Origin of the sequence: Streptomyces sp. NPDC059788 (genome assembly GCF_042732265.1) — a bacterium.
Taxonomy (GTDB): Bacteria; Actinomycetota; Actinomycetes; order Streptomycetales; family Streptomycetaceae; genus Streptomyces.
In genome coordinates this window covers 48,983-70,091 of the sequence record NZ_JBHWHY010000041.1, presented here as the reverse complement: position 1 = coordinate 70,091, position 21,109 = coordinate 48,983, and the positions used below count along the sequence as shown (strand labels likewise).

The following is a 21,109-nucleotide window of genomic DNA, read 5'->3' as shown; positions in this document are numbered from 1 at the left end:
AAAGCTCACACCCCGTTTGCCGCGGGTGATTTGCGGAAATGCCCGCGCAACGCGGCGCCGCCCGGCTAAGCTCCTGCGCTCCTGCCGGGCGGCGCCGTACTCCACATGGGGTCAGATCCTGCCGTCCTCCAGCATTTCGGTCACCAGCGCCGCGATCGGGGAGCGCTCCGAGCGGGTGAGGGTGACGTGCGCGAACAGCGGATGGCCCTTGAGCTTCTCGACGACCGCCACCACGCCGTCGTACCGGCCGACCCGCAGATTGTCGCGCTGCGCGACGTCATGGGTGAGCACGACACGCGAGTTGGCGCCGATCCTGGACAGCACCGTCAGCAGCACGTTGCGCTCCAGCGACTGCGCCTCGTCGACGATGACGAAGGCGTCGTGCAGCGACCGGCCGCGGATGTGCGTCAGCGGCAGCACCTCCAGCATGCCGCGGCCCACCACCTCTTCGATCACGTCCGAGGTGGTCACCGCCGACAGCGTGTCGAAGACGGCCTGGGCCCACGGGCTCATCTTCTCCGCCTCGGTGCCCGGCAGATAGCCCAGCTCCTGCCCGCCGACCGCGTACAGCGGCCGGAAGACCATCACCTTCCGGTGCTGCTGCCGCTCCAGCACCGCCTCCAGGCCCGCGCACAGGGCCAGCGCCGACTTGCCCGTACCGGCCCGCCCGCCCATCGAGACGATGCCGACCTCCGGATCGAGCAGCAGGTCCAGGGCGATGCGCTGTTCGGCGCTGCGCCCGTGGATGCCGAACGCCTCCCGGTCGCCGCGCACCAGCCGTACGGAGCCGTCGGCGGTGACCCGGCCGAGCGCCTTGCCGCGCTCGGACTGGAGTACGAGGCCGGTGTGCACGGGCAGCCCGTCGGCCTCGGGCACATACGCGGTCTCCTCGGCGAAGAGGCCGTCGATCTGCTCCGCGGTCGCGGTCAGCTCCGCCATGCCGGTCCAGCCGGAGTCGGTGATGGCCAGCTCGGCGCGGTACTCCTCCGCCAGCAGGCCCACCGCGGACGCCTTGATGCGCAGCGGCAGGTCCTTGGAGACCACCGTGACGTCATAGCCCTCCGCCTGGAGGTTGCGGGCCACCGCGAGGATGCGCGAGTCGTTGTCGCCCAGGCGGAAGCCGGCGGGCAACACCCCGGGGTCGGCGTGGTTGAGCTCGACCCGGAGGGTTCCGCCCAGGTCCCCGATGGGGATCGGGGCGTCCAGCCGCCCGTACCGCACCCGGTACTCGTCGAGCAGGCGCAGGGCCTGCCGGGCGAAGTAGCCGAGCTCCGGATGATGCCTCTTGTCCTCCAGTTCGGTGACCACGACGACCGGCAGCACGACTTCGTGCTCGTCGAAGCGGGACATGGAGCCTGGATCCGCCAGCAGCACGCTGGTGTCGAGGACATAGGTGCGCCGGCCGTTCTCACGGCGCTGCTTGCTGTTCACCACGGGTGGACGAACCCCCTCGGATGAGGTCGGGGTGCGACGGCGTCGCGGGAGTGGAGCCGCCGCGCCGTCAGGCGGCGGGCGACGGGACCGGGCTCGGGCCACGCTGCACGGGCCGAACGCCGGCCCTCCGCGTCGTCCGTGCGGTCCGCACGGTCGTCCGTGATGTGCAAAGGGCCTCCCGGGCGGACGGCCCCGTGCCGTCCGCTGAGATACGGCATCCGATGACTGGTACTGCCGGATACCGACCTGGAAGGGATATTCCCGCGAACGTGCGCACCCATGCAATGGCATATGACGCACGGTCGGTGAACGCTTGGTTACGGATTTGGCGCGGGTGTGGTCCCGCGCCGGGAGTTGCCGTTCCGGGTGGCCTAAAAGCCGTAACGCCGGTGACGGGCGGCGTAGTCGCGCAGGGCGCGCAGGAAGTCCACCTTGCGGAAGGCCGGCCAGAAGACCTCGCAGAAGTAGTACTCCGAGTGGGCGCTCTGCCAGAGCATGAAGCCCGACAGCCGCTGCTCGCCGCTGGTGCGGATCACCAGGTCCGGGTCCGGCTGGCCGCGGGTGTAGAGGTGTTCGGAGATCAGGTCGATGTCGACGATGTCGGCCAGTTCCTCGAAGGAGGTGCCGCGCTCGGCGTGTTCCAGGAGCAGCGAGCGCACCGCGTCCGCGATCTCCTGCCGGCCGCCGTAGCCGACGGCGACGTTCACCAGGATGCCGGTGTGGTCGGCGGTGGCCTGCTCGGCCTCCTTGAGCACCCGCTGCGTGCCGTCGGGCAGCAGGTCGCGGTTGCCGACGTGGTGGACCCGCCAGCGGCCGTCGGCGGCCAGGCCGCGCACCGTGTTCTCGATGATCCCCAGCAGCGGGGTCAGTTCCTTCTCGGGACGGTCGAGGTTGTCCGTGGACAGCAGCCACAGCGTGACGACCTCGACGTCGGTCTCCGCGCACCAGCCCAGCAGCTCGGCGATCTTGTCGGCGCCGGCCTGGTGGCCCTGCACGGTGGTGCGGCCGTCCGCCCGCGCCCAGCGGCGGTTCCCGTCGAGGATGACGCCGATGTGCTTGGGGACCTGGTCGTGGTCGAGGCGACCTTCGACCCGGCGGGCGTAGAGCCTGTAGACGAGGTTGCGCAACGCGGGCGGGTACGGGATGCGCACCCCGGAAGATCGCAGCATGTGTGGTCAAGCCCCTCCGTGCAAATGGCGGTCGCCCCCGTCGCCTCAAGTCGGCAACTTTACGTCCCGGGTGTCCCGGCGGCCCAATCAGGTGTGTCACAACTCCGTGATAAGGAGATGACCATGACTGACTCCTCTGTCCACATTGCCGCGAATACGCGCTACGACTCCATGGAGTACCGCCGCACCGGCCGCAGCGGTCTCAAACTCCCCGCGGTCTCCCTGGGCCTGTGGCACAACTTCGGCGACGACCGCACCCTCGCGTCCCAGCGGGCGATCCTGCGGCGCGCCTTCGACCTGGGCGTGACCCACTTCGACCTGGCGAACAACTACGGCCCGCCGCCCGGCTCGGCCGAGCTGAACTTCGGAAAGATCTTCGCACAGGACTTCCGGCCCTACCGCGACGAGATCGTGCTCTCCACGAAGGCCGGATATCTCATGCACCCCGGGCCGTACGGCGAATGGGGTTCGCGCAAATATCTCCTCTCGTCGCTGGATGCCTCGCTGAAGCGGATGGGCGTCGATTACGTCGACATCTTCTATTCGCACCGTTTCGACCCGGACACTCCGCTGGAGGAGACGATGGGCGCGCTGGCGTCCGCCGTCCAGCAGGGCAAGGCGCTGTACGTGGGCGTGTCGTCCTACTCCGCCGAGCAGACCCGCGAAGCGGCCCGGCTGCTGCGGGAGATGGGCGTACGGCCGCTGATCCACCAGCCGTCGTACTCGATGATCAACCGCTGGACCGAGGACGACGCCCTCCTGGACACCCTGGAGGCGGAGGGCATGGGCTGCATCTCCTTCGCCCCGCTGGCCCAGGGGCTGCTGACGGACAAGTACCTGGACGGCATTCCGGAGGGCTCGCGCGCGTCGCAGGGCAAATCGCTCGATCCGGGGCTGCTCTCGGAGGACGTACGGCGGCGGCTGCGCGGTCTGAACGGGATCGCCGCGCGGCGCGGCCAGTCGCTGGCGCAGCTGGCGCTGTCCTGGGTGCTGCGGGACGAGCGGATGACCTCGGCGCTGATCGGGGCGAGCAGCGTGGCGCAACTGGAGGCGAACATCGCGGCGGTGGGCGCACCGAAGATCACGGACGAGGAATTGTCCGAGATCGAGGAGTTCGCGAAGTCGACCGACGGTGTGAACATCTGGGCCAAGCGCGGCTGATTCTGTTCGGTCCGTGACACCTTCGCGGAACGCTCCCTACATTCCGTAGAGACGTTCGCACGGTGCGTGTACGAAACCCGTCCTGGCGTGATCATGGCGAGATCCATACCAGGGCACAAAAAAGCGGGCCGGTCCGTGGGGGGGGGATACGGACCGGCCCGAGGGGGGGTTTCCACCATAACCCCGCGGAGGGGGTGCTCAGTGCAACTTCGGCCGGAACGGCGCGGCCGGTTTTTGGATCAAGCTGCCGCGGCGGCCCCCAGAAGCACCCCGAGAAGCGCCCCGATGATCATGAAAGGGCCGTACGGCATGGCCTGTTTGAGCCCATCATTACGGCGTTCCGCGCTTCTGGCGCGCCGCAGCAGCAGTCCGCATCCGTAGAGCGCGCCGAGCAGCAACCCCATGAACGCGCCACTGATCAGAATTGCCCAGCCGTACCACCCAAGAGTGACCCCCAGCCCGATCGCCAGCTTGACGTCCCCGAGTCCCATTCCATCTGGATTAACCAGATATAGGACGAAATAGAAGCCTCCGAGGGTCAGCCCCCCGAGCAGCGCGCCACTCCACACCCCCGCCGCTCCCCCGCCGAACGCGGCGAGCCCCAGCAGGAGCGCGGCGCCGGCCGCCAGCGGCAGGGTCAGTACGTCGGGCAGGCGCCGCACCCGCCAGTCGACGACCGCGAGCAGGACCGCCACGGGCGCCGCCGCCAGCCAGACCGCCAGCTCGGGCCGCGCGCCGGTGGCCGCGGCGAGCAGGGCACAGACCGCAGCCGTGACCAGGGCGCTCGCCACCGCCCCGGGCCCGTACGGGCCGCAGGCACGGCAGCGCCCCGGCCCCAGCCAGCCCCGCGCGGGCCCGGTGACCGGCCGCCCGCACGGACAGCGGTCGCGCCACGCCTCCCCCGGCTCGACGGCCAGCCGGTACGCGGCGCGCGGCACGAGCAGACCGGCCGCGGCACCGTAGCCGGCGGCCAGAACCATCAGCATCACAGCCACACGGCCGACCCTAGGCTGATAAAACGCTTCCCATGTCCCGCTGGCAGAACGGATCAGGAACGCTCCGCTTCGTACAGTCCGTCGACGGAGAAGCGACGCCCGCGGAAGCGGGGAGCGCCGGAGCGCACGCGGTCGGGGCGGGCGCCCCGCCCGGCACCGCGCCGGTCCCCCTGGAGATCGCCGCCTCCTACCGCGCACGCGCCCGCGGCCTCCTGGGCCGCGACGGCGTCGACGGCGCCCTGCTGCTCACCCCGGCGAGCGCGGTACACACCTTCCGTATGCGTTTCGCCCTCGATGTCGCCTATCTCGGCCGGGATTTCACCGTGCTGGCCGTACGCACGATGCGGCCGGGGCGGCTGGGGCTCCCCCGCCTCCGCGCCCGGCACGTACTGGAGGCGGAGGCAGGCGCGATGGCCCGCTGGGGACTGCGCCCCGGCGCCCGCGTCACGATCGACACCCCCTGACCCTCCGGCCGGCCGTCAGCTCGGCACCGTCGGCACACCGGTCAGCTGGTGGCTCGTCTCCCTGCCGCGGGCCGGCCTCTCCCAGGGCAGGAGCAAGCAGGCAGGCCCGCGCGATGCGCTTCCAGCTGATCGCGTGTGAGCGGTGCGAAAACGACCATAGGGCACAAACCCGTATATGTACTATCTTCCAGGCCCAACCCACCAGCCGTCGGCGCGCAATTAGCCCTTCCAGTCGGCAACCGGCGTCGGCAGCCCCGGAAAACGCGGCTCCAGGCCGTCAACCCGGACATGACCGCGCCACTCCAGGCCGTACTGCCGCTGCTTCACGCGGCGCACATCGCCGGGCCGCCCGGCGCGCCGACGGTCGCGGGCGCCGCGTCGGCGATCGAGACCTCAGGGCCGCGCCTGCCCCGGCAGGGTGAGGATTTCCGCGCCGTCGTCGGTGATGGCGATGGTGTGCTCGCTGTGTGCGGTCCGGCAGCCGGTCGCGCTGCGCAGCGTCCAGCCGTCGGCATCGGTGACGAGCATGTCGGTGTCGGCCATGATCCAGGGCTCCAGGGCCAGCAGCAGCCCCGGGCGCAGCTTGTATCCGCGTCCGGGCCGTCCGATGTTCGCGATGTGCGGGTCCTGGTGCATGGTCGAGCCGATACCGTGACCGCCGAATTCGGTGTTGACCAGGTAGCCCGCTTCGCCGAGGACCGTGCCGATGGCGTGGGAGAGGTCGCCGATGCGGGCCCCCGGCCTGGCGGCGGCGATCCCCGCGGCGAGTGCGCGTTCGGTTGTTTCGATCATCGCGACGCCGTCCGCGGGCCGGGCCTTGCCCACCAGGAAGCTGATGGCGGCGTCGGCGGCCACTCCGCGCTGGGAGACGGCCAGGTCGAGCGTCAGCAGATCACCGTCGGCCAGCGTGTAGTCGTGGGGCCGCCCGTGGAGCACCGCGTCGTTGACGGCCGTGCAGATGTAGTGGCCGAACGGGCCGCGCCCGAAGGAGGGCGCGTAGTCGACGTAGCAGGACTGCGCGCCCGCCCCCGTGATCATTTCCTTGGCCCACCGGTCGATGTCCAGGAGGTTCACACCGGCCGTGCTGCGGCGCCTCAGTGTCTCCAGGATGTCGCCGACCAGCGCGCCGGCTTCTCTCGCGCGGTCGAGCTGGGCGCGGTTCAGGATCTCGATCATGGGGGCCTCTCACATGCTTCCAATAACTATCCCGGTCAAACTATACCGGTATTAGAATGGGCCCATGGTCAGGTTGCCGCTCACCCCCGCCGAGGTAGCACGCGGAGAGCGCCTCGGCGCCCTGCTGCGGCGGGCCCGGGGATGCCGCTCGATGCTCGACGTCGCGCTTGCCGCGCACCTTTCGCCCGAGACCCTCCGGAAGATCGAATCCGGTCGCGTGGCCACCCCGGCCTTTCCCACGATCGCGGCGCTCGCCGACACTCTGGGGCTGTCCCTCGACGCGGTCTGGGCCGAGATCAGCCGGCCGGAGTGCGCCGACGAGGACCGGTCGGCGCTGCCTGTCGCACGGCACGCGTCCTTGACTTCGTAACCCGTCGCACTGCCCTCCGGGCGGGGCCGCACCCGATGGGCTGCCGGTTCATATGCCGGATCGCCCACCGGATCAAGCGGCGTCGAGGGCGCCGGTGATTTTGCGGGCCATCTCGGCGAGGGCGGGGCCGGGCTCGCCCTGATGGGTGCGGGCGGCCGCTTCGACGGCGACGACGACGGTGCCGCGGAAATTCTCCGCCTCGGCCGCGTCCTGCTTCCCGAGCAGGGCCATGGCCGCCGTCAGGTCCGGCAGCACCCGGTCGGCGAGTTCGGCCGTGGACTTGCCGTTCAGGTTCAGGCCCTTCGTCTTCTCGGCGAGCACATGCCCGACCAGGCCGGTGGCGGAGGACAGGGCCAGCGAGCCGTCGGTGGCGATCCGGTGGGGAGAGCCGGCCGCACCCGCGGCGGCCATCAGCGTCACGGCGCCGTAGGCGGCGTTGCGCAGGGTGAGCTTGTCCTGGTCGGTCAGGGTGATGGACATGATGGTGGGCTCCTTTGAATCGGTGAGCGTGAATCGGTGAATGCGAATCGGTGAATGCGAATCGGTGAGTGAAGGAGAAGGAGCGAAGGCGGGGTTGCCGGAATGAGGGACCGCGGCTTCGCCGGTCACACGCGCCGGTCACACGTCCCAGGTGACCGGGAGGCTCTTCACCCCGTAGATGTCCGCGGTCTCCGGGCGCAGCGCGACCTCTTCGGCCGGTACGGCAAGGCGCAGCGTGGGGAAGCGGTTGACCAGGGCGGAGAGCGCGACCCGCATCTCGACGCGGGCCAGTTGCTGGCCCAGGCACTGGTGGATGCCGTGGCCGAAGGCCAGATGACCGCCGTTCTGCCGCCGGAGGTCGAGGGTGTCGGGTTCGGCGAAGCGCTCGGGGTCGCGGTTGGCGGTGTGGTACGACAGCACGACCGTCGTACCGGCCTTGATGGTCAGGCCGCCCAACTCGACGTCCTCCAGGGCCGTCCGCATGAACGACTTGGCGACGCTCAGATACCGCAGCAGCTCCTCCACGGCCGAGTCGGCGAGGGCGGGATCGGCGCGCAGCGCGGCCAGTTGCGCCGGGTTCTGCAGCAGGGCGAAGGTGCCGAGCGACAGCATGTTCGCGGTGGTGTCCAGCCCGGCCGAGAGCAGGGTCAGGCCGACCCCTCTCAACTCCTCGTCGTCCAGGTCGCTGCCGGCGAGTTCGCTGAGCACGTCGTCGGTGGGGTTGGCGCGCTTGGCGGCCACCAGCTCCGCGACGTAGTTCTGGGTCGCGGTGTAGGCCGCTATCAGCTCCTCGTCGTTCAGCTCCCCGCTCATGAGCGACTCGGCCTGCCCCTGGAAGGAGGCCCGGTCCTCGTACGGCACGCCCAGCAGCTCGCAGATGACGATGGCGGGGATGGGCTTGGCGAACGCGGTCACCAGGTCCGCCGGCGGCCCGGTCTGTTCCATGGCGTCGAGGCAGTCGGCGGTGATCTGCTCGATGCGCTCGGTGAGCAGTCGCATCCGCCGCACGGTGAACTTGCCTGCCAGCGGCTTGCGGTAGCGCCGGTGCACCGGGTCGTCCGTGAGGAGGAACTCGCCGGGCGGCGCCGGGGGGAGCTCGAAGTCGACCACGTTCAGGAGCTCTTTGCGCGCGCTGAACCGCGGGTCGGCCAGGACGGACCTGACCAGGTCGTATCCGGTGATCAGCCGGCCGGACATGCCGCCGGGGTGGATGATGCGGCTGATGGGGCCGTGCCGGTGGGCGTCGGTCAGCTCGGCCGGCGGGTCGAACGGGCAGCCGCGGCGCTCCGTCGGCAGTGCCGGGACGGTGTGGAGGGACTCGCTCATGACCACTCCTCATATCGCGATAGTACGCGTTTGGTGTTGCCCGAAAGCTACGTTGCCTTCACTCCTTCGTCAATCATCGAAATATTGTTTGTGCAGTTCAAAGGCGTAAAACTGGTGCGATGACGCTGCACTCGAAAGCAACGTTGCGTTGCACTGATATATCGCGAAGGCCATACTGTCGGCATGCCAGGAGGACGGTTGACCCAGCAGGACCGCCGGCGCATCGCGGCCGGACTCACCGACGGCCTCTCCTACGCCGAGATCGCCAGGCGGCTCGACCGGCCGACCTCGACGATCAGCCGGGAGGTCGCGCGCAACGGCGGCCACGGCGGCTACCGGCCGCAGCAGGCGCAGCAGGCGACGGCCCAGCGCGCGCGGCGCGGCACACCGGCACCGCCGCCACGCGCGCCGCGTGCGCCGGGTACGCCGGACGGCTCGGCGGAAGAGGAGATCATCGAACTGGCGGTCAGGTCGGGGCTGCCGAGGATGACGGCGCGGGTGCACGTCGACCTGCTGCTGTCCGAGGACGGACGGCGCACCGCGGCCGAGCTGACCCGCCGGCTCAAGGTCAGTCCGGCCTCCGTCTCGGTGGCCGTGAACTTCCTGGTGGACCAGGGGTACGTCCGGCGCGAGCGCGATCCGCTGCGGCGTCGCGACATCTACGTGGTCGACGACGACGCCTGGTACCGCTCGATCGTGCTCAGCGCGCAGCGGACGCTCGATACGGCGCGGGCCGCGACGGCGACGGCGGAGAAAGTCGGGCTCGACAGCCCCGTGGGGCAGCGGCTGTCCAGGACGGGGACGTTCCTGGAGCGGGTCATCGAGGACATGATGGAGTCGGCCGACCGCTGGCGTGACCTCCTGGCGTGAGGGGTCCGGCCGGCCTCCGGGACGTCCGAGGACGGACGCCCCGCTCCCCCGCCTCAGTGCAGCGACACCGTGGACTTCACCGCAGCAGGGGCGGAGTCCGGCATCCGGGCCGCCACCGTACGAACCGTCCCCCGACGCTGCATCACGGCCGCCCAGAGCACCGCGACCAGCGCGACGGCTCCGACCGCAGCGCCCACCCAGGCCACCGAGGTGAAGCCGAGGCCCGCGTCGATCGTCATGCCGCCCAGCATCGGGGTGAGGGTGATGCCGACGTTGAAGGCGGAGGTGTTGACGGACGGCGCCAGCGTCGGCGCGTCCGGGGCGAGGGTGAACACCCGTGACTGGAGGACCGGGTTGGTGACGTAGCCGGTCAGGCCGAGGACGAACGCCAGCACGATCGCCACGGCCGGGTTGCCCGCCGTCAGCGCGAGCAGGGCCGAGGCTGCGGTCAGCCCGCCGACGCCGAGGAAGAGGGTGCGCAGCGGGCTGCGGTCGGCGGTACGGCCGCCGAGCGTCATCCCGAGGAGTCCGCCGACGCCGTAGAGCGAGAGCACGGCCGGCACCACGCCCGCCGGCAGGCCGCTCACCTCGGTCAGCAACGGCGTCAGGTAGCTGAAGGTGACGATGGCGGCGCCGAAGCTCAGGGTGGTCACGAGGTAGGAGACCCAGAGGGCGGGCCGGGCCAGGCCGCGCAGTTCCCGGCGTACGGAGGGCAGTTCACGCCCCGTCGCGCGACCGGCGGGCAGGGCGGCCGACAGGGTCGCCAGGCTGACGCCGGTCAGGACCACCACGCCCCAGAAGGCCGCTCGCCAGCCGATGTGCTGGCCCACGACCGTGCCGGCCGGTACGCCGACGATCGTGGCGAGGGTGAGTCCGGCGCCGACGACCGACAGGGCCTTGCCCTTGACGCCCGCGGGCACCAGGCCCACCGACGTCGCGGCGGCCACCGACCAGAAGCCCGCGTACGCGAACGCGCTGACGACCCGCGTCGCGAACAGCACCCCGTACCCCGGCGCCAGCGCCCCGACCACATGCCCGGCCACGAACACCAGCTGGAACGCGACCAGCGCCGTCCGGCGCGGCAGCCGCAGGGTGGCGACGGCGAGCACGGGCGCGCCCACGACCATGCCGATGGCGAACGCGGAGACCAGCAGCCCCGCGTCCGGTATGGAGACCCCCAGGTCCAAGGCGATATCGGGCAGCAGCCCCGCGAGCATGAACTCGGAGGTCCCCTGGGCGAAGACCCCCAGCCCGAGGAGGTATACGGCTATGGGCATGACTCGGTGCTCCCGTTTCTCGTCACGATGTGGGTCATGTCTGCCGGCACGCCCCTCGCCGCGCGCGGGCGGCCGCGTACCGCTGCCCGTGGGTGACGCCGGAGTCCGTGCAGTTATGTAATGGCCAGTCCAAAACCAGCGCAAAAAATGCGGGCCGCCCCGGCCCGGCGAGCACAAAACGCCCGCTCCCGCCCCTCAGAAGGCGGCCATGAACGCTTTCGCCACCCCTTCGAGCGCCGGGCGGCCGGCACCGCACCGCGCGGAGACCCGCAGGCCGCCGACGGCCGCGATGAACAGGTGCGCGAGGGTGCGCGCGTCCTTGTCCGCGTCGATGTCGCCGTCCCGCTGCCCGGACGCGATCGCGGCGCGGACGGCCTCCAGCCGCAGCCGGTAGTCCCGCGCCAGCTCGCCCGCGACCTCCTCGTCCCGGGCCGCCACCTCGATGGCGGTGTTCACGACCAGACACCCGCGCCGGGTCCCGTCGCTGTCGCACTCCTCGTCGACGACGCGCAGCAGATGCGTACGGAGCTTCTCCCGCACCGGCAGGTCGCTCTCCAGCAGGGCGAACAGCTCGCCGTTCCGGTCCGCCATGTAGTGGTCCAGCGCCCGCTCGAACAGGTCGTGTTTGCTCTTGAAGGTGTTGTAGATACTGCTCCGCCCGAGGCCGGTCGCCTCGCACAGATCCTGCGTGGACGTGGCTTCGTAACCGGCGGCCAGGAACGCGTTCATCGCCGCGTCGACCGCCCGCTCCTCGTCGAACTTCCTGGGCCGGGCCATGTCGGCGACAGTACACGTATTGGATCGTTCGGTTCAATACGTGGGGCGCGCCGCCGCGGCTGCCGCTCAGTCGGACGGCCCGCAGTCCTCTGCCGGGGCGTCGGACGGACGCAGTCCCGCCGTCCACTTCTCCTCCACCCGGCCGAATTTCCATATCGCCAGCGCGGCGGCCCAGGTGGCGAAGAACAGGCCGACGATGACGAAGCCGATGGTGTTGAGGTCGAGGGCGGAGAGCCCGTCCCAGAAGGGGCCGTGGAGCGCGAGCCGGTCGGCCAGGAGGGCGAGGAGCTCCACGGTGCCGATGATCAGAGCGACGGCGACGGACAGGCCGGTGATGGTGAGGTTGTAGTAGACCTTGCGGACCGGCTTGGAGAAGGCCCAGCCGTACGCGAAGTTCATGAAGGAACCGTCGATGGTGTCGAGCAGGCTCATACCGGCGGCGAAGAGCACGGGCAGGCACAGGATCGCGTACCAGGGCAGGCCGGCGGCGGCGCCGGAGCCGGCCAGGACCAGCAGGGCGATCTCGGTGGCGGTGTCGAAGCCGAGGCCGAAGAGCAGGCCGAGCGGATACATCTGCCAGGGCTTGGTGATCGACTTCATCAGGCGCCCGAGGAGACGGTTCATCAGGCCGCGCCGGTCGAGCTGTTCCTCCAGCGCCGCCTCGTCGTAGTGGCCGGAGCGCATCCGGCGGAAGACCTTCCAGACTCCGGCGAGGACACACAGGTTGACGGCGGCGATGACGTAGAGGAAGACACCGGAGACGGTGGTTCCGATGAGTCCGGTGATGTTGTGCAGTGGTGAATCGTCGTCGCGTACGGGGCCGGCCAGCGCCCGGACGCCGAGGGAGAGGAGGAAGGCCAGGCCGAAGACGACGCTGGAGTGGCCCAGGGAGAACCAGAAGCCGACGGAGAGCGGGCGCTGTCCGTCGCCCATCAGTTTGCGGGTGGTGTTGTCGATGGCGGCGATGTGGTCCGCGTCGAAGGCGTGCCGCATGCCGAGGGTGTACGCGGTGACGCCGATGCCGACGCCGAAGGTCTTCGTACCGAGGCTGTAGTGCTCGGGTGCGACCAGCACCACGAGCGTGAACCAGCCGATGACGTGCAGCGCGAGGATGAACGCCGCCATCCCGCCGAGGCGCGTCCACTCCTGCCGCGTCATCGGCCCCCGCGTCCCGCGCCGCCCCGGCCCGGCTCCGGCGGCGGACGGCGCGGACGCGGAGGCGGGGGTGGTGCTCATGGCGCGGGCGGTTCCTTACCTGGGCTGGCGGCAGACCCGCCGGAGCGGGCCGGCCGGCCGTGTGACGGGCCGGTGCCAGCGTCGCCCCGGGCGTGTGCAGGTGCAACCAAGGTGCAGCAAAGGTGAGGTCATGGGGACGGCAGGCCGGCGAAGTGGCCGGCCCTCGGCGCTCTCCGTTGCGCCGGTGCTCCCCTACGACCCCGTACGGGGAAAGCTCACCTCGACGCGCCGGTTCTTCTTGCGGCCCTCCTCGTCGGCGTTGTCGGCGATCGGGTACTGCTCGCCGTAGCCGCGGATCTGGAACGTGACCGCCGAGCCGAGGTCCTTGGCCAGTTCGCGCTGGACGGCGTTGGCGCGGTCCTTGGACAGCACCAGGCCGTGCGCGGCCGTGCCCAGGTTGTCGGTGAAGCCGAAGACACGCAGGCTCGTGGCGTGCTGCTTCTTGATCTCGGCGGCGATGGCGCCGATGCGGGACAGCGCGTCGCGGGACAGTTCGGCGCTGTCCTTGCCGAAGAGGACCTCGGCCTGGAGCGCGAAGGTCACGTTGGAGTTGGTGTCCTGCCGCCGCTCGGCGCCGTCGTCGGTCTCGACGATGGACTTGATGTTGAGGACCTTGGCGGGGGCCAGGGTCGCGCCCTGGACCATGCGCAGGTCGGGGTCGCGCGGGTCGATCTCGACCGGTGCGGTGGTGTCCTCGGAGACGCCGGGCGGGTCGTCGGCGCGCGCGGCCGGCTGGGCCGGGGTGAGGGCGAGCAGGAGGGCGGCGGCCGTGGTGGCGGCGGCCCGTGCCGTACGGGTCCTGGTCCCGGTCGTGGTGGCCATGGGTCAGTCCGAGATCGAGACGGTGGCGGGCGGCATGGTCGGCAGCTGGAAGTCGACCTCGGTCACCTTCTCCGGCGGGGCCGGGAACTGCGCGAACAGGGGCCGGCTCTCCCCCGGTTTGAGGCCGCTCAGCCCGGTGGTGCACAGACATTCGCCCTCGGTGTCCCGCAGGACCAGGTAGCGCTTCTTGCCGGCCTTGTCGACCAGGGTGGCGCCGGAGACCGAGGAGCGCGAGCGCATACCGGTCTCGTTGGAGCGCCAGTTGATCGCGTTGAAGATCTTGGTGCCGTTGTTGGTGACCGTACCGCTGATCGTGACGAACCCCCCGGTGTCCCGGACCGCGGAGTGCAGGGTGACGACCACCCCGTCCGGCCCCTTCACCTCGCCGATGGCCTCCTTGGCGTCGGCGGCCGGGGCCCCGCGCCCGGTGTCCTTCGGGGCGGCGGCCCGCGTCGGCGGCTTGCCGTCCCCGCCGCTGCCGCCGCCGCCCTCCCCGCCGCAGCCGCTCATGACGAGAGCGAGGCCGGCGGCGATCGCCGCGGCGGCCACTCTCCTGGTGGCCTTCGAAGGGCGCCCAGTACTCATGGATGCGATTCCCTCTGCTCGTCGTCGGCTGGTCATTCGGCTAGGCGTACGGAGAACAGGTCGGCGGCTCCGGGCAGCGGTTCGCGCGGGCCGTCGGGATCGGCGGAACCGACGGTCCACTCCTTGCCGCCCTCGCAGACGAGGCCCACGGCAGCATGCCCGGCGGGCGGGTCTGCGGCAGGTGGATCGCCGGCGGGCGGGTCCTCGTTTTCGCCCTGACCGCCTCCCGGCCCGTCGCCCTCTCCCGGCGCCGGTGTCCGCTCCGGCCCCGCCACGCAGCGCGGCTCGACGACGGCCCTGGCCCGCGCCGAGGCGTGGGTGTTCTCGGTGCCGGGGATGACGGAACGGCCCACAGTCCCGCGGGTATCGGCCTGGACGGCGAACGACGTGGGGTACGAGCCGGGCGTGCACGTCGCCTCGGCGTCGTTGCGGCCGGCGAACCACCGGGCGTCGGCGCACGCCTCGTCGCCGGGGACGCCACGGCCGCCGAGCAGGTCCTCCCAGGGCGCGCCCGTACGGATCGCTTCGAGGAGCTTCGCGGTCAGCTGGTCGCGGTACTTCTGCCCGGCGGCCAGGGCGGCCGCGTCCGCCGCCGTCTGGGCGGAGTTGCGCGTCGCGGCGGCCTGCCCGACCGCGAAGAAGGCGAGGGCGAGGAAGAGCAGGCCGGCCACGGCCACGAGGTAGACGGGAAACGCCTGGCCGGCGTCCCCCGCTCGGCGGCGGAACGCCGCCCGGGTCAGATGCCCACGACCTCGGAGATCTTGTTGGAGATGGCCGTCGCGATCTGACTGCCGAAGTCCGTGGTCGACAGCACCAGCACGATCGCCACGACCACGGCGATGATGCCCAGGTACTCGATCGAGGTCTGTCCCCGGTCGTTTCCCAACAACCGCTTCGCCATCGTGTTCCCCTCCATGGGCGGCCGGGCCGCTGCGGTCCGGATGGTCTGCCCCCGTGGTGTCGCCCCGCGCGCACGCGCCGCACGGCCCGACGCCGTACGGGCGGGCGCCCTGAGGGCGCGCACCGGACGCACGTACACCGGACGTGAGCACGCTGCGCACCCGCACGCTCGCGACACGAGCAAAGTACGCCGGAACACCGGTCCCGGAACAGGGCGTCCGCCCCCATTCCTTTCCCGCGGCCGCGGATCGAAGCCTCGGCCGGCGTTTTCGGTCCGCCCGGCCGCCGGGCCCGTCCGACGGGCCCGGCTCGCGCCGAGCGCCCGGCTTTCCCGGTACGTCCGTTCCGTCCGACGGCACCTTCCCACCCCCGCCCGTCCTCGTCGACAGCGCCGTTGCCCGCCGCCCCGGGGGCCCGGCGGTGTGGCCGGACCCGGGAAGCACACGGATGCCGACTGTGCCATATACCGTTGCGTACGCGAAGGGTGTTTGCCCAACAGAGGTCGATTCGAGACGCGGAAGGAGCGCACGGCGTACGGGAGTTGACCTCAGGGGCGCCCGGCTTCGCTCAGTCGCCCATCAGCGAGCCGAAGTTGGTGCCGGAGCCGAGGAAGAAGCCCGCGACGAGCAGGATCATCGTGGCCGGGACCATGAACGTGGTGATGACCATGGTCGCCTTGGGCACCGCGCGGGCGGCGCGGCGGCGGGCGTTCTGCGCGTCGGTGCGGCGCATGTCGTCGGCGATCTGGATGAGCGTGTCGACGATCGGCGAGCCCAGCTCCTCGCCCTGCTGGAGCGCGGTGACGAACTGGGCCACCTGTTCGGAGTCGTTGCGTCTGCGCAGTTCCTCGAACGCCTCACGGCGGCTGACGCCCATGTCCAGCTGCCGCAGCGTGATGCGCAGCTCGTCGGCCCAGGGCCCTTCGTACTTGTCGGCCACCCGGTCCAGGGCCTGGCGGAAGCCGAGTCCGGCGCTGACCACGACGGCCAGGACGTCGAGGAAATCGGGCAGGGTGCGTTCGATGGTGTCCTTGCGTTGGCGAATGGCGGCCCAGATGCCGACCTCGTTCCAGAAGAGGCCGAAGGCGACCAGGAGGAGGGCGAGCAGGAACTGGGAGCGCATCAGCATGACGAGCGCGCCGCCGAAGCCGAGGAAGCCGTAGACGGCGCGCCGGGCGGCGTAGCGGTCGACGGTCAGGCCGCCGGGGTTGCCCGCCTGATCGATGCGTCTGCGCACCTTGGCCACCCGCTTACCCCCCATCAGGCGTAGGACGAGGGACGCGTAGCGCATGCCCGCCCGGTCCACCGCCGAGCCGACGACGGTGGTGCGGGACGAGCCGACCTCCAGGGCGAGGGCGATGTCCGGCGGCAGCCTGGCCTCGCGACGGTAGAGGGCGACGCCGTAGCAGATGCCCGCCACGGAGGCGGCGAGCGCGAGGGCGAGGAGGAGTCCGGTCGTTGCGATTCCCATGGGTGGGTGCCTTCGGGTGGGGAGGGAGGCGGGTGCGGCGGGGCCGTCAGACGTCGATCTTGGAGATACGGCGGATCACGAAGAAGCCGACGGCGTACAGGGCGAAGGCCACGACCACCGCGGCCTGCCCCAGGAAGGTGGCCGTCATCCGGTCGATGGCCCCGGGCGCGATGCGGTTCATCAGCAGCAGGGTGCCCAGGCCGAGGAACGGCACGACGTACGCCGTGACGACGACCTGGGAGAGCTGTGTGCGCACCTCGCGCCGGGTCTCCTTGCGCTCCTCCAGGGTCTTGGTGAGGTTGCGCAGCGAGCCGACGACCGTGCCGCCCGCGCGGTTGGACAGGACGAGGGTGGTGACGAGGACGACGAGTTCGCGCGAGGGCAGGCGGGCGGCGAGTTCGTCGAGGGCGTCGTCCAGGGAGTGGCCGACGGCCAGTTTGTCGGAGACCTTGGCCAGTTCCTCCCCGGCGGGCGCCTCCAGTTCCTCGGCGGCCATGCCCAGGGCCGTGCGCAGCGCCAGCCCGGCCTGGGTGGCGTTGGCGAGGATGCGGGACAGCTCGGGCAGCTGGTTGATGAACTTCTCGATACGTTTCTGCCGCTGCCAGTTGAGGAACGCGTACGCGGCCCAGCCGGCCGCCACCGCCGCGAGGGGCCCGAAGAAGGGCGCCAGCAGTGCCTGCGCGACGATCCAGACCCCGGCGACCACGGCGAGCAGGTAGACGACGAACTCGCCGGGGGTCACGTCCAGGCCGGTGGCGGCCAGCCGCAGTTCGAGGCCGCGGCCGAGGCGGGTGGCGCGCAGCCGGCGGTCGACGGCGGCGAAGCGGCGGCCGTGGCCGGGGCCGGGCAGGCCGTGGTCGTCGGAGAGCCGGTCGACGAGGGCCTGGTGGCGCTCGCGTCCGCTCGCGTACAGCCGCAGGCCCACGACGGCCAGCACCGCGCAGATCAGGGCGGTGCCGAGGGTGAGCAGGGCGATGCTGTCCTGGGGCATGGGCGCGGGTCCGTCCTCCGATGGCGTGCTGTTACGAGGCTTCTCGGGTGGCGAGCTGGTCGGTGGTGGCCGCGACGCCGAACGCCGGGGGTACGGGTTCGTCGGCGAGGTAGAGGCGTTCGGCGACCCGGCGCGGCAGCGGGAAGTAGCGGAAGGCGCCGCGTACGGTGCGGTCGGCGCCGCTCGGTTCGGCCTCGAAGCGGCAGACGGTGGCGATGCGGTAGTCGGCGTGGCCGTGCGAGTCGAGGATGGCGATCTCGCCGATCCGGCGGGAGCCGTCGGCGTGCCGGGTGATCTGGACGAGGCAGTCGACGGCGCTGTTGATCTGGTCGCGCAGCGCCTCGAAGGGGACCTTGACGTCGGACATGGAGGCGAGTGTCTGGAGGCGCATCAGGGCGTCCTCGGCGCTGTTGGCGTGCACGGTGGCCAGCGAGCCGTCGTGGCCGGTGGACATCGCCTGGAGCATGTCCAGGGTCTCGCCGCCGCGGACCTCGCCGACGATGATGCGGTCGGGGCGCATGCGCAGGGAGTTGCGTACGAGGTCGCGGATGGTGATGCGGCCCTTGCCCTCCACGTTGGGCGGCCGGGATTCGAGGCGGATCACATGGGTCTGCTGGAGCTGGAGTTCGGCGGCGTCCTCGACGGTGATGATGCGCTCGCCCTCCGGGATGAGGCCGGAGAGGGCGTTGAGCAACGTGGTCTTGCCGGCGCCGGTCGGGCCGGAGACGACGACGTTGAACTTGGCCCGGACCAGCCCGGCCAGCAGCATCACCATCTGGTCGTCGAGGGTGCCCATGCCGATCAGTTCGGGCAGCGTGTACGCGCGGGGGAAGCGGCGGATGGTGAGGGTGGCGCCGTTCAGGGCGAGCGGCGGGATGATGACGTTGACGCGCTCCCCGGAGGGCAGCCGCGCGTCGACCATCGGGTTCGACTCGTCCACCCGCCGGTTGACGGTGGAGACGATGCGTTCGATCGTCTGCATGAGCTGCTCGTGGGAGGCGAAGCGGACGGGCACGAGCTCCACCCGGCCGTGCCGCTCGACGTACACCTGGTCGGGCCCGTTGACCATGATCTCGGTGACGGAGGCGTCTTCGAGGAGCGGTTCGAGGACGCCGAGGCCGAGCGCCTCGTCCACCACGCGGCGGATGAGCTGGGCGCGTTCGGCGGTGGACAGGACCGGGCCCTCGCGGCTGATGATGTGGCCGAGGACGCGCTCCAGGCGGGTACGGCGCTCGGCCGCGGCCAGCGCGGACATCTCGGCGAGGTCGATCTCCTCCAGCAGCTTGGCGCGGTAGACGGCGACGAGGTGGCCGTCCTCGCGGCCCGCCGGGGGTGCCTCCGGCGCGGCGATGCGGGCTTTGAGGCTCATGGGGCGGTCGTTCCTCCGGGTTCCGCGGGGAGGGCCATGGTGGCGCTGCGGGTGGCGTGCCAGGGGCCGGCGCCGGGGATGACGGAGGGGATCTCGACGGTCGCGGTCCCCAGCACCTCACCGCCGCCCTCGGACGTGGCGACCTCGGCGTTCGCGCCGACCCAGCCGCTCATGGCCGCCTTGCCCGCCGCCTGGGGGCTGGTCTTCCGGTCGGCCTCGTCGAGGGTGGCCGTACGGGCGGCGGCGCGCGCTCCCGTACCGGCCTGCTGGACGGCGTACGCGGCCAGGCCGAGCTGGATCACGGCGAGGGCGATGATCAGCAGGATCGGCAGGAAGCCGAGGAATTCGATGGAGACCTGGCCGCGGTCGTCGCGCCACCGTCGCGGTCCCCCGCCCCGCCGGGCGCGCGCCGTACCCGTACCCCGCACGGCCTCGCGCCGCATGCCGCGTACCCGTCCCGTACTCCTCACGACTTCTCCTCCGCCGCGCCCGCCGTGCCCGTGACGTGCCACGGGAAGTTCCCGGCGCCGGGGAAGAGCACCGGCACCTTGAGTCCGACCGTCGCCCTCCACAGGCCGCCTTCGGGCGCGCACGCGATCGCGGCGCTCCCGGCCCACGCGCCGGGCAGGTCCTTCTTGGCCGCCGCCGCGCAGGCGCCCGCGCCGCCGGTCTCGGTGGCGGTGCCCGCCCGCGCGCCTTTGTCGGCGGAGTTGGCGGCGAGCGCGTACGTGTAGCCGACGAGCACGAACTGCCAGACCAGGACGAGGGTGACCAGGATCAGCGGCGCGAGGCCGAGCAGTTCGACGGAGACCTGTCCGCGGTCGTCGCCGGGCCGTAAGCGGCGCACCGCCCGTACGGGGCGCACCCCTCAGCCCTCCTCGTACGGGCCGGCCGGACCGAACGCCCCCGGCGCGCCCGGCATCCCCGGCTCCCCGGCGGCGGGCCCGGCCGTCAGCGCCTTGCGGCGCCGCCCGGTGAGCGATGTCCGGGCGCGGTGGCTGCCCCGCCCCTGCCGCGCGGCCGGCGCGTCGATCAGTCCCAGCTCCCCCGCCAGCGCCCACAGCGCCTGCCGGACCGTGGACCGGGCGTCCAGGTCCTGCATCCGGCCGGCGTCGACGTACGGCTGGAGCTCCTTGAACCCGGCCGGTACGGGGGTCCGGGCGACGCGTGTGCCGGTGGCCCTGCCGACCAGCGGCGGCTGGATCTCGGTGTTACGGGTGAGGCGGTTGACGACGGTCGTGGTGTCCTCCGCCTTGCGGATCTGCAGCCGGTCCCACAGCCGCACGAGGCGCTTGGCGGCCCGTACGCACACCACGTCCGGGGTCGTCACGAGCAGGGCGGTGTCGGAGAGTTCGACGGCTGCGGCGCCGGCGGACTGCATCTGGGAGCCGCAGTCCACCACCACCAGCTCATAGCGCGAGCGCAGCGCCGCCAGGACCGTACGGGCCGCCCGGTCGTCCACCTCCTCACCGCGCTCGCCCTCCTCCGGCGCCAGCAGCAGGCCGAGGCCGGTGTGGTGGGCGTGCACGGCGTCCTGGAGGACGCGTACGGAGATGTCCTGGATACCCACGAGGTCGACGATCGAGCGGCGGAACTGCACGTCCAGGTACGAGGCCACGTCGCCGGACTGGAGGTCCATGTCCACCAGTGCGACGCTGCGCCCGGCGGCGCGCGCGGCCAGCGCGAGCTGTACGGCGGTGACCGTCGTGCCGACGCCGCCCTTGGCGCCGGTGACGGTGACGAGCGTGCCGGCCGGCCCGGACGCCGCCTCGTGGCCGCCGCCCAGGTGGACCCGTACGCCGGACGCCCACTGGGCCGCGGCCTGCACCCGGGCGGCCAGTTCGTCGTAGCCGAGCGGGAGCCCGACGATGCCGCGCGCGCCCGCGTCCATGGCGGCGGCGAACAGGGCGGGACCCGCGTCTGTGGTGATCAGTACGACGCCGACGGCGGGGAAACGCAGCGCGATCTCGCGGATCAGCTCCAGCGCGGGCACCGGGCCGATGCGCTCGTGGACCAGGACGACCTCCGGGAGTTCGTCCACGGCGGCGGGCGGCGGCCCGGGGAGGTCCGGTGTCCCGGCGGCGGCCCGGGACACGGCCTGGTCGAGGGCGTTGACCAGGGCGGTGGAGTCGGTGACCGGTGGCGCGGGCTCGGCGCCCGGCAACTGGCTGAGCAGCGATGACACGGCGCGGGCGGCGTCGGGTTCACCGACGGCCGGGAGGATGCGGATGGTCACC

Annotated in this window: 23 protein-coding genes; 4 read left to right on the top strand and 19 right to left on the bottom strand. The window is 71.6% G+C overall.

What is annotated here, in order from left to right; all coding sequences use genetic code 11:
- Positions 1–111: 111 nt before the first annotated feature.
- Both ACFV57_RS31030 and ACFV57_RS31025 read right to left on the bottom strand, forming a co-directional pair.
- A complete protein-coding gene (locus ACFV57_RS31030; RefSeq protein WP_385239007.1) occupies positions 112–1,434 on the bottom strand; it encodes a PhoH family protein in 1,323 nt (440 codons plus the stop codon).
- A gap of 371 nt (positions 1,435–1,805) precedes the next feature.
- Positions 1,806–2,603, bottom strand: a complete 798-nt coding sequence (locus tag ACFV57_RS31025; protein WP_385239005.1) for an isoprenyl transferase — start codon at positions 2,601–2,603, stop codon at positions 1,806–1,808.
- A 123-nt stretch (positions 2,604–2,726) separates the two neighbouring features.
- Between ACFV57_RS31025 and mgrA the strand changes: the two genes are divergently transcribed.
- Positions 2,727–3,764 (top strand): L-glyceraldehyde 3-phosphate reductase, encoded by a 1,038-nt coding sequence (gene mgrA / locus ACFV57_RS31020; RefSeq protein ID WP_385239003.1) that lies wholly within the window; start codon positions 2,727–2,729, stop codon positions 3,762–3,764.
- 239 nt (positions 3,765–4,003) lie between these two features.
- On the opposite strand, the gene ACFV57_RS31015 is transcribed toward mgrA, so the two are convergent.
- Positions 4,004–4,759, bottom strand: a complete 756-nt coding sequence (locus ACFV57_RS31015; protein ID WP_385239001.1) for a prepilin peptidase — start codon at positions 4,757–4,759, stop codon at positions 4,004–4,006.
- A 32-nt stretch (positions 4,760–4,791) separates the two neighbouring features.
- Here ACFV57_RS31015 and ACFV57_RS31010 point away from each other — a divergent pair, with 32 nt between their 5' ends.
- Positions 4,792–5,223, top strand: coding sequence for a DUF192 domain-containing protein (locus tag ACFV57_RS31010; RefSeq protein WP_385238999.1), 432 nt, complete (start codon positions 4,792–4,794; stop codon positions 5,221–5,223).
- 393 nt (positions 5,224–5,616) lie between these two features.
- Here ACFV57_RS31010 and map read toward each other — a convergent pair whose 3' ends face one another.
- Positions 5,617–6,399, bottom strand: coding sequence for a type I methionyl aminopeptidase (gene map / locus ACFV57_RS31005; RefSeq protein WP_385238997.1), 783 nt, complete (start codon positions 6,397–6,399; stop codon positions 5,617–5,619).
- A 64-nt stretch (positions 6,400–6,463) separates the two neighbouring features.
- Here map and ACFV57_RS31000 point away from each other — a divergent pair, with 64 nt between their 5' ends.
- A complete protein-coding gene (locus ACFV57_RS31000) occupies positions 6,464–6,769 on the top strand; it encodes a helix-turn-helix domain-containing protein (protein WP_385238995.1) in 306 nt (101 codons plus the stop codon).
- A gap of 72 nt (positions 6,770–6,841) precedes the next feature.
- Here ACFV57_RS31000 and ACFV57_RS30995 read toward each other — a convergent pair whose 3' ends face one another.
- Both ACFV57_RS30995 and ACFV57_RS30990 read right to left on the bottom strand, forming a co-directional pair.
- Positions 6,842–7,249 (bottom strand): hypothetical protein, encoded by a 408-nt coding sequence (locus ACFV57_RS30995; RefSeq protein WP_385238993.1) that lies wholly within the window; start codon positions 7,247–7,249, stop codon positions 6,842–6,844.
- 138 nt (positions 7,250–7,387) lie between these two features.
- Positions 7,388–8,575: a cytochrome P450 gene (locus ACFV57_RS30990; RefSeq protein ID WP_385238991.1), complete on the bottom strand. Its 1,188-nt coding sequence runs from the start codon at positions 8,573–8,575 to the stop codon at positions 7,388–7,390.
- Between the two features lie 183 nt (positions 8,576–8,758).
- On the opposite strand from ACFV57_RS30990, the gene ACFV57_RS30985 reads away from it, so the two are divergent.
- Entirely contained in the window at positions 8,759–9,445 is a 687-nt protein-coding gene (locus tag ACFV57_RS30985; RefSeq protein ID WP_385238989.1) for a helix-turn-helix domain-containing protein, read from the top strand.
- A gap of 53 nt (positions 9,446–9,498) precedes the next feature.
- Here ACFV57_RS30985 and ACFV57_RS30980 read toward each other — a convergent pair whose 3' ends face one another.
- From ACFV57_RS30980 to ACFV57_RS30920, 13 genes are all read right to left on the bottom strand, one after another.
- Positions 9,499–10,722, bottom strand: a complete 1,224-nt coding sequence (locus ACFV57_RS30980) for a Cmx/CmrA family chloramphenicol efflux MFS transporter (RefSeq protein ID WP_385238987.1) — start codon at positions 10,720–10,722, stop codon at positions 9,499–9,501.
- A gap of 195 nt (positions 10,723–10,917) precedes the next feature.
- On the bottom strand, positions 10,918–11,499 hold the full coding sequence (locus tag ACFV57_RS30975; RefSeq protein WP_385238985.1) for a TetR/AcrR family transcriptional regulator: 582 nt from the start codon (positions 11,497–11,499) through the stop codon (positions 10,918–10,920).
- Positions 11,500–11,565: 66 nt separating this feature from the next.
- Positions 11,566–12,735 carry a HoxN/HupN/NixA family nickel/cobalt transporter gene (locus ACFV57_RS30970; protein ID WP_385238983.1) on the bottom strand — a complete coding sequence of 390 codons (1,170 nt, stop codon included), beginning with the start codon at positions 12,733–12,735 and terminating at the stop codon, positions 11,566–11,568.
- Positions 12,736–12,927: 192 nt separating this feature from the next.
- Positions 12,928–13,557: an OmpA family protein gene (locus ACFV57_RS30965; protein ID WP_385238981.1), complete on the bottom strand. Its 630-nt coding sequence runs from the start codon at positions 13,555–13,557 to the stop codon at positions 12,928–12,930.
- A gap of 3 nt (positions 13,558–13,560) precedes the next feature.
- Positions 13,561–14,142 carry a hypothetical protein gene (locus ACFV57_RS30960; protein WP_385238979.1) on the bottom strand — a complete coding sequence of 194 codons (582 nt, stop codon included), beginning with the start codon at positions 14,140–14,142 and terminating at the stop codon, positions 13,561–13,563.
- A gap of 32 nt (positions 14,143–14,174) precedes the next feature.
- Complete coding sequence (locus ACFV57_RS30955) at positions 14,175–14,882, bottom strand: pilus assembly protein TadG-related protein (protein WP_385239049.1); 708 nt, start codon at positions 14,880–14,882, stop codon at positions 14,175–14,177.
- Positions 14,879–15,043 (bottom strand): hypothetical protein, encoded by a 165-nt coding sequence (locus tag ACFV57_RS30950; protein ID WP_385239047.1) that lies wholly within the window; start codon positions 15,041–15,043, stop codon positions 14,879–14,881. Before ACFV57_RS30950 ends, ACFV57_RS30955 begins: the two co-directional genes overlap by 4 nt.
- 566 nt (positions 15,044–15,609) lie before the next feature.
- On the bottom strand, positions 15,610–16,512 hold the full coding sequence (locus ACFV57_RS30945; protein ID WP_385238977.1) for a DUF5936 domain-containing protein: 903 nt from the start codon (positions 16,510–16,512) through the stop codon (positions 15,610–15,612).
- Positions 16,513–16,558: 46 nt separating this feature from the next.
- The gene (locus tag ACFV57_RS30940) at positions 16,559–17,503 is read right to left on the bottom strand and encodes a type II secretion system F family protein (RefSeq protein ID WP_385238975.1); all 945 of its coding nucleotides are present in this window, start codon (positions 17,501–17,503) and stop codon (positions 16,559–16,561) included.
- Positions 17,504–17,534: 31 nt separating this feature from the next.
- Positions 17,535–18,872, bottom strand: a complete 1,338-nt coding sequence (locus ACFV57_RS30935; RefSeq protein ID WP_385238973.1) for a CpaF family protein — start codon at positions 18,870–18,872, stop codon at positions 17,535–17,537.
- Positions 18,869–19,315 (bottom strand): TadE family protein, encoded by a 447-nt coding sequence (locus ACFV57_RS30930; RefSeq protein ID WP_385239045.1) that lies wholly within the window; start codon positions 19,313–19,315, stop codon positions 18,869–18,871. Before ACFV57_RS30930 ends, ACFV57_RS30935 begins: the two co-directional genes overlap by 4 nt.
- Before the next feature lie 23 nt (positions 19,316–19,338).
- Positions 19,339–19,737 carry a TadE/TadG family type IV pilus assembly protein gene (locus ACFV57_RS30925; RefSeq protein ID WP_385238971.1) on the bottom strand — a complete coding sequence of 133 codons (399 nt, stop codon included), beginning with the start codon at positions 19,735–19,737 and terminating at the stop codon, positions 19,339–19,341.
- Between the two features lie 3 nt (positions 19,738–19,740).
- On the bottom strand, positions 19,741–21,108 hold the full coding sequence (locus ACFV57_RS30920) for a CpaE family protein (RefSeq protein WP_385238969.1): 1,368 nt from the start codon (positions 21,106–21,108) through the stop codon (positions 19,741–19,743).
- Position 21,109 lies beyond the last annotated feature (1 nt).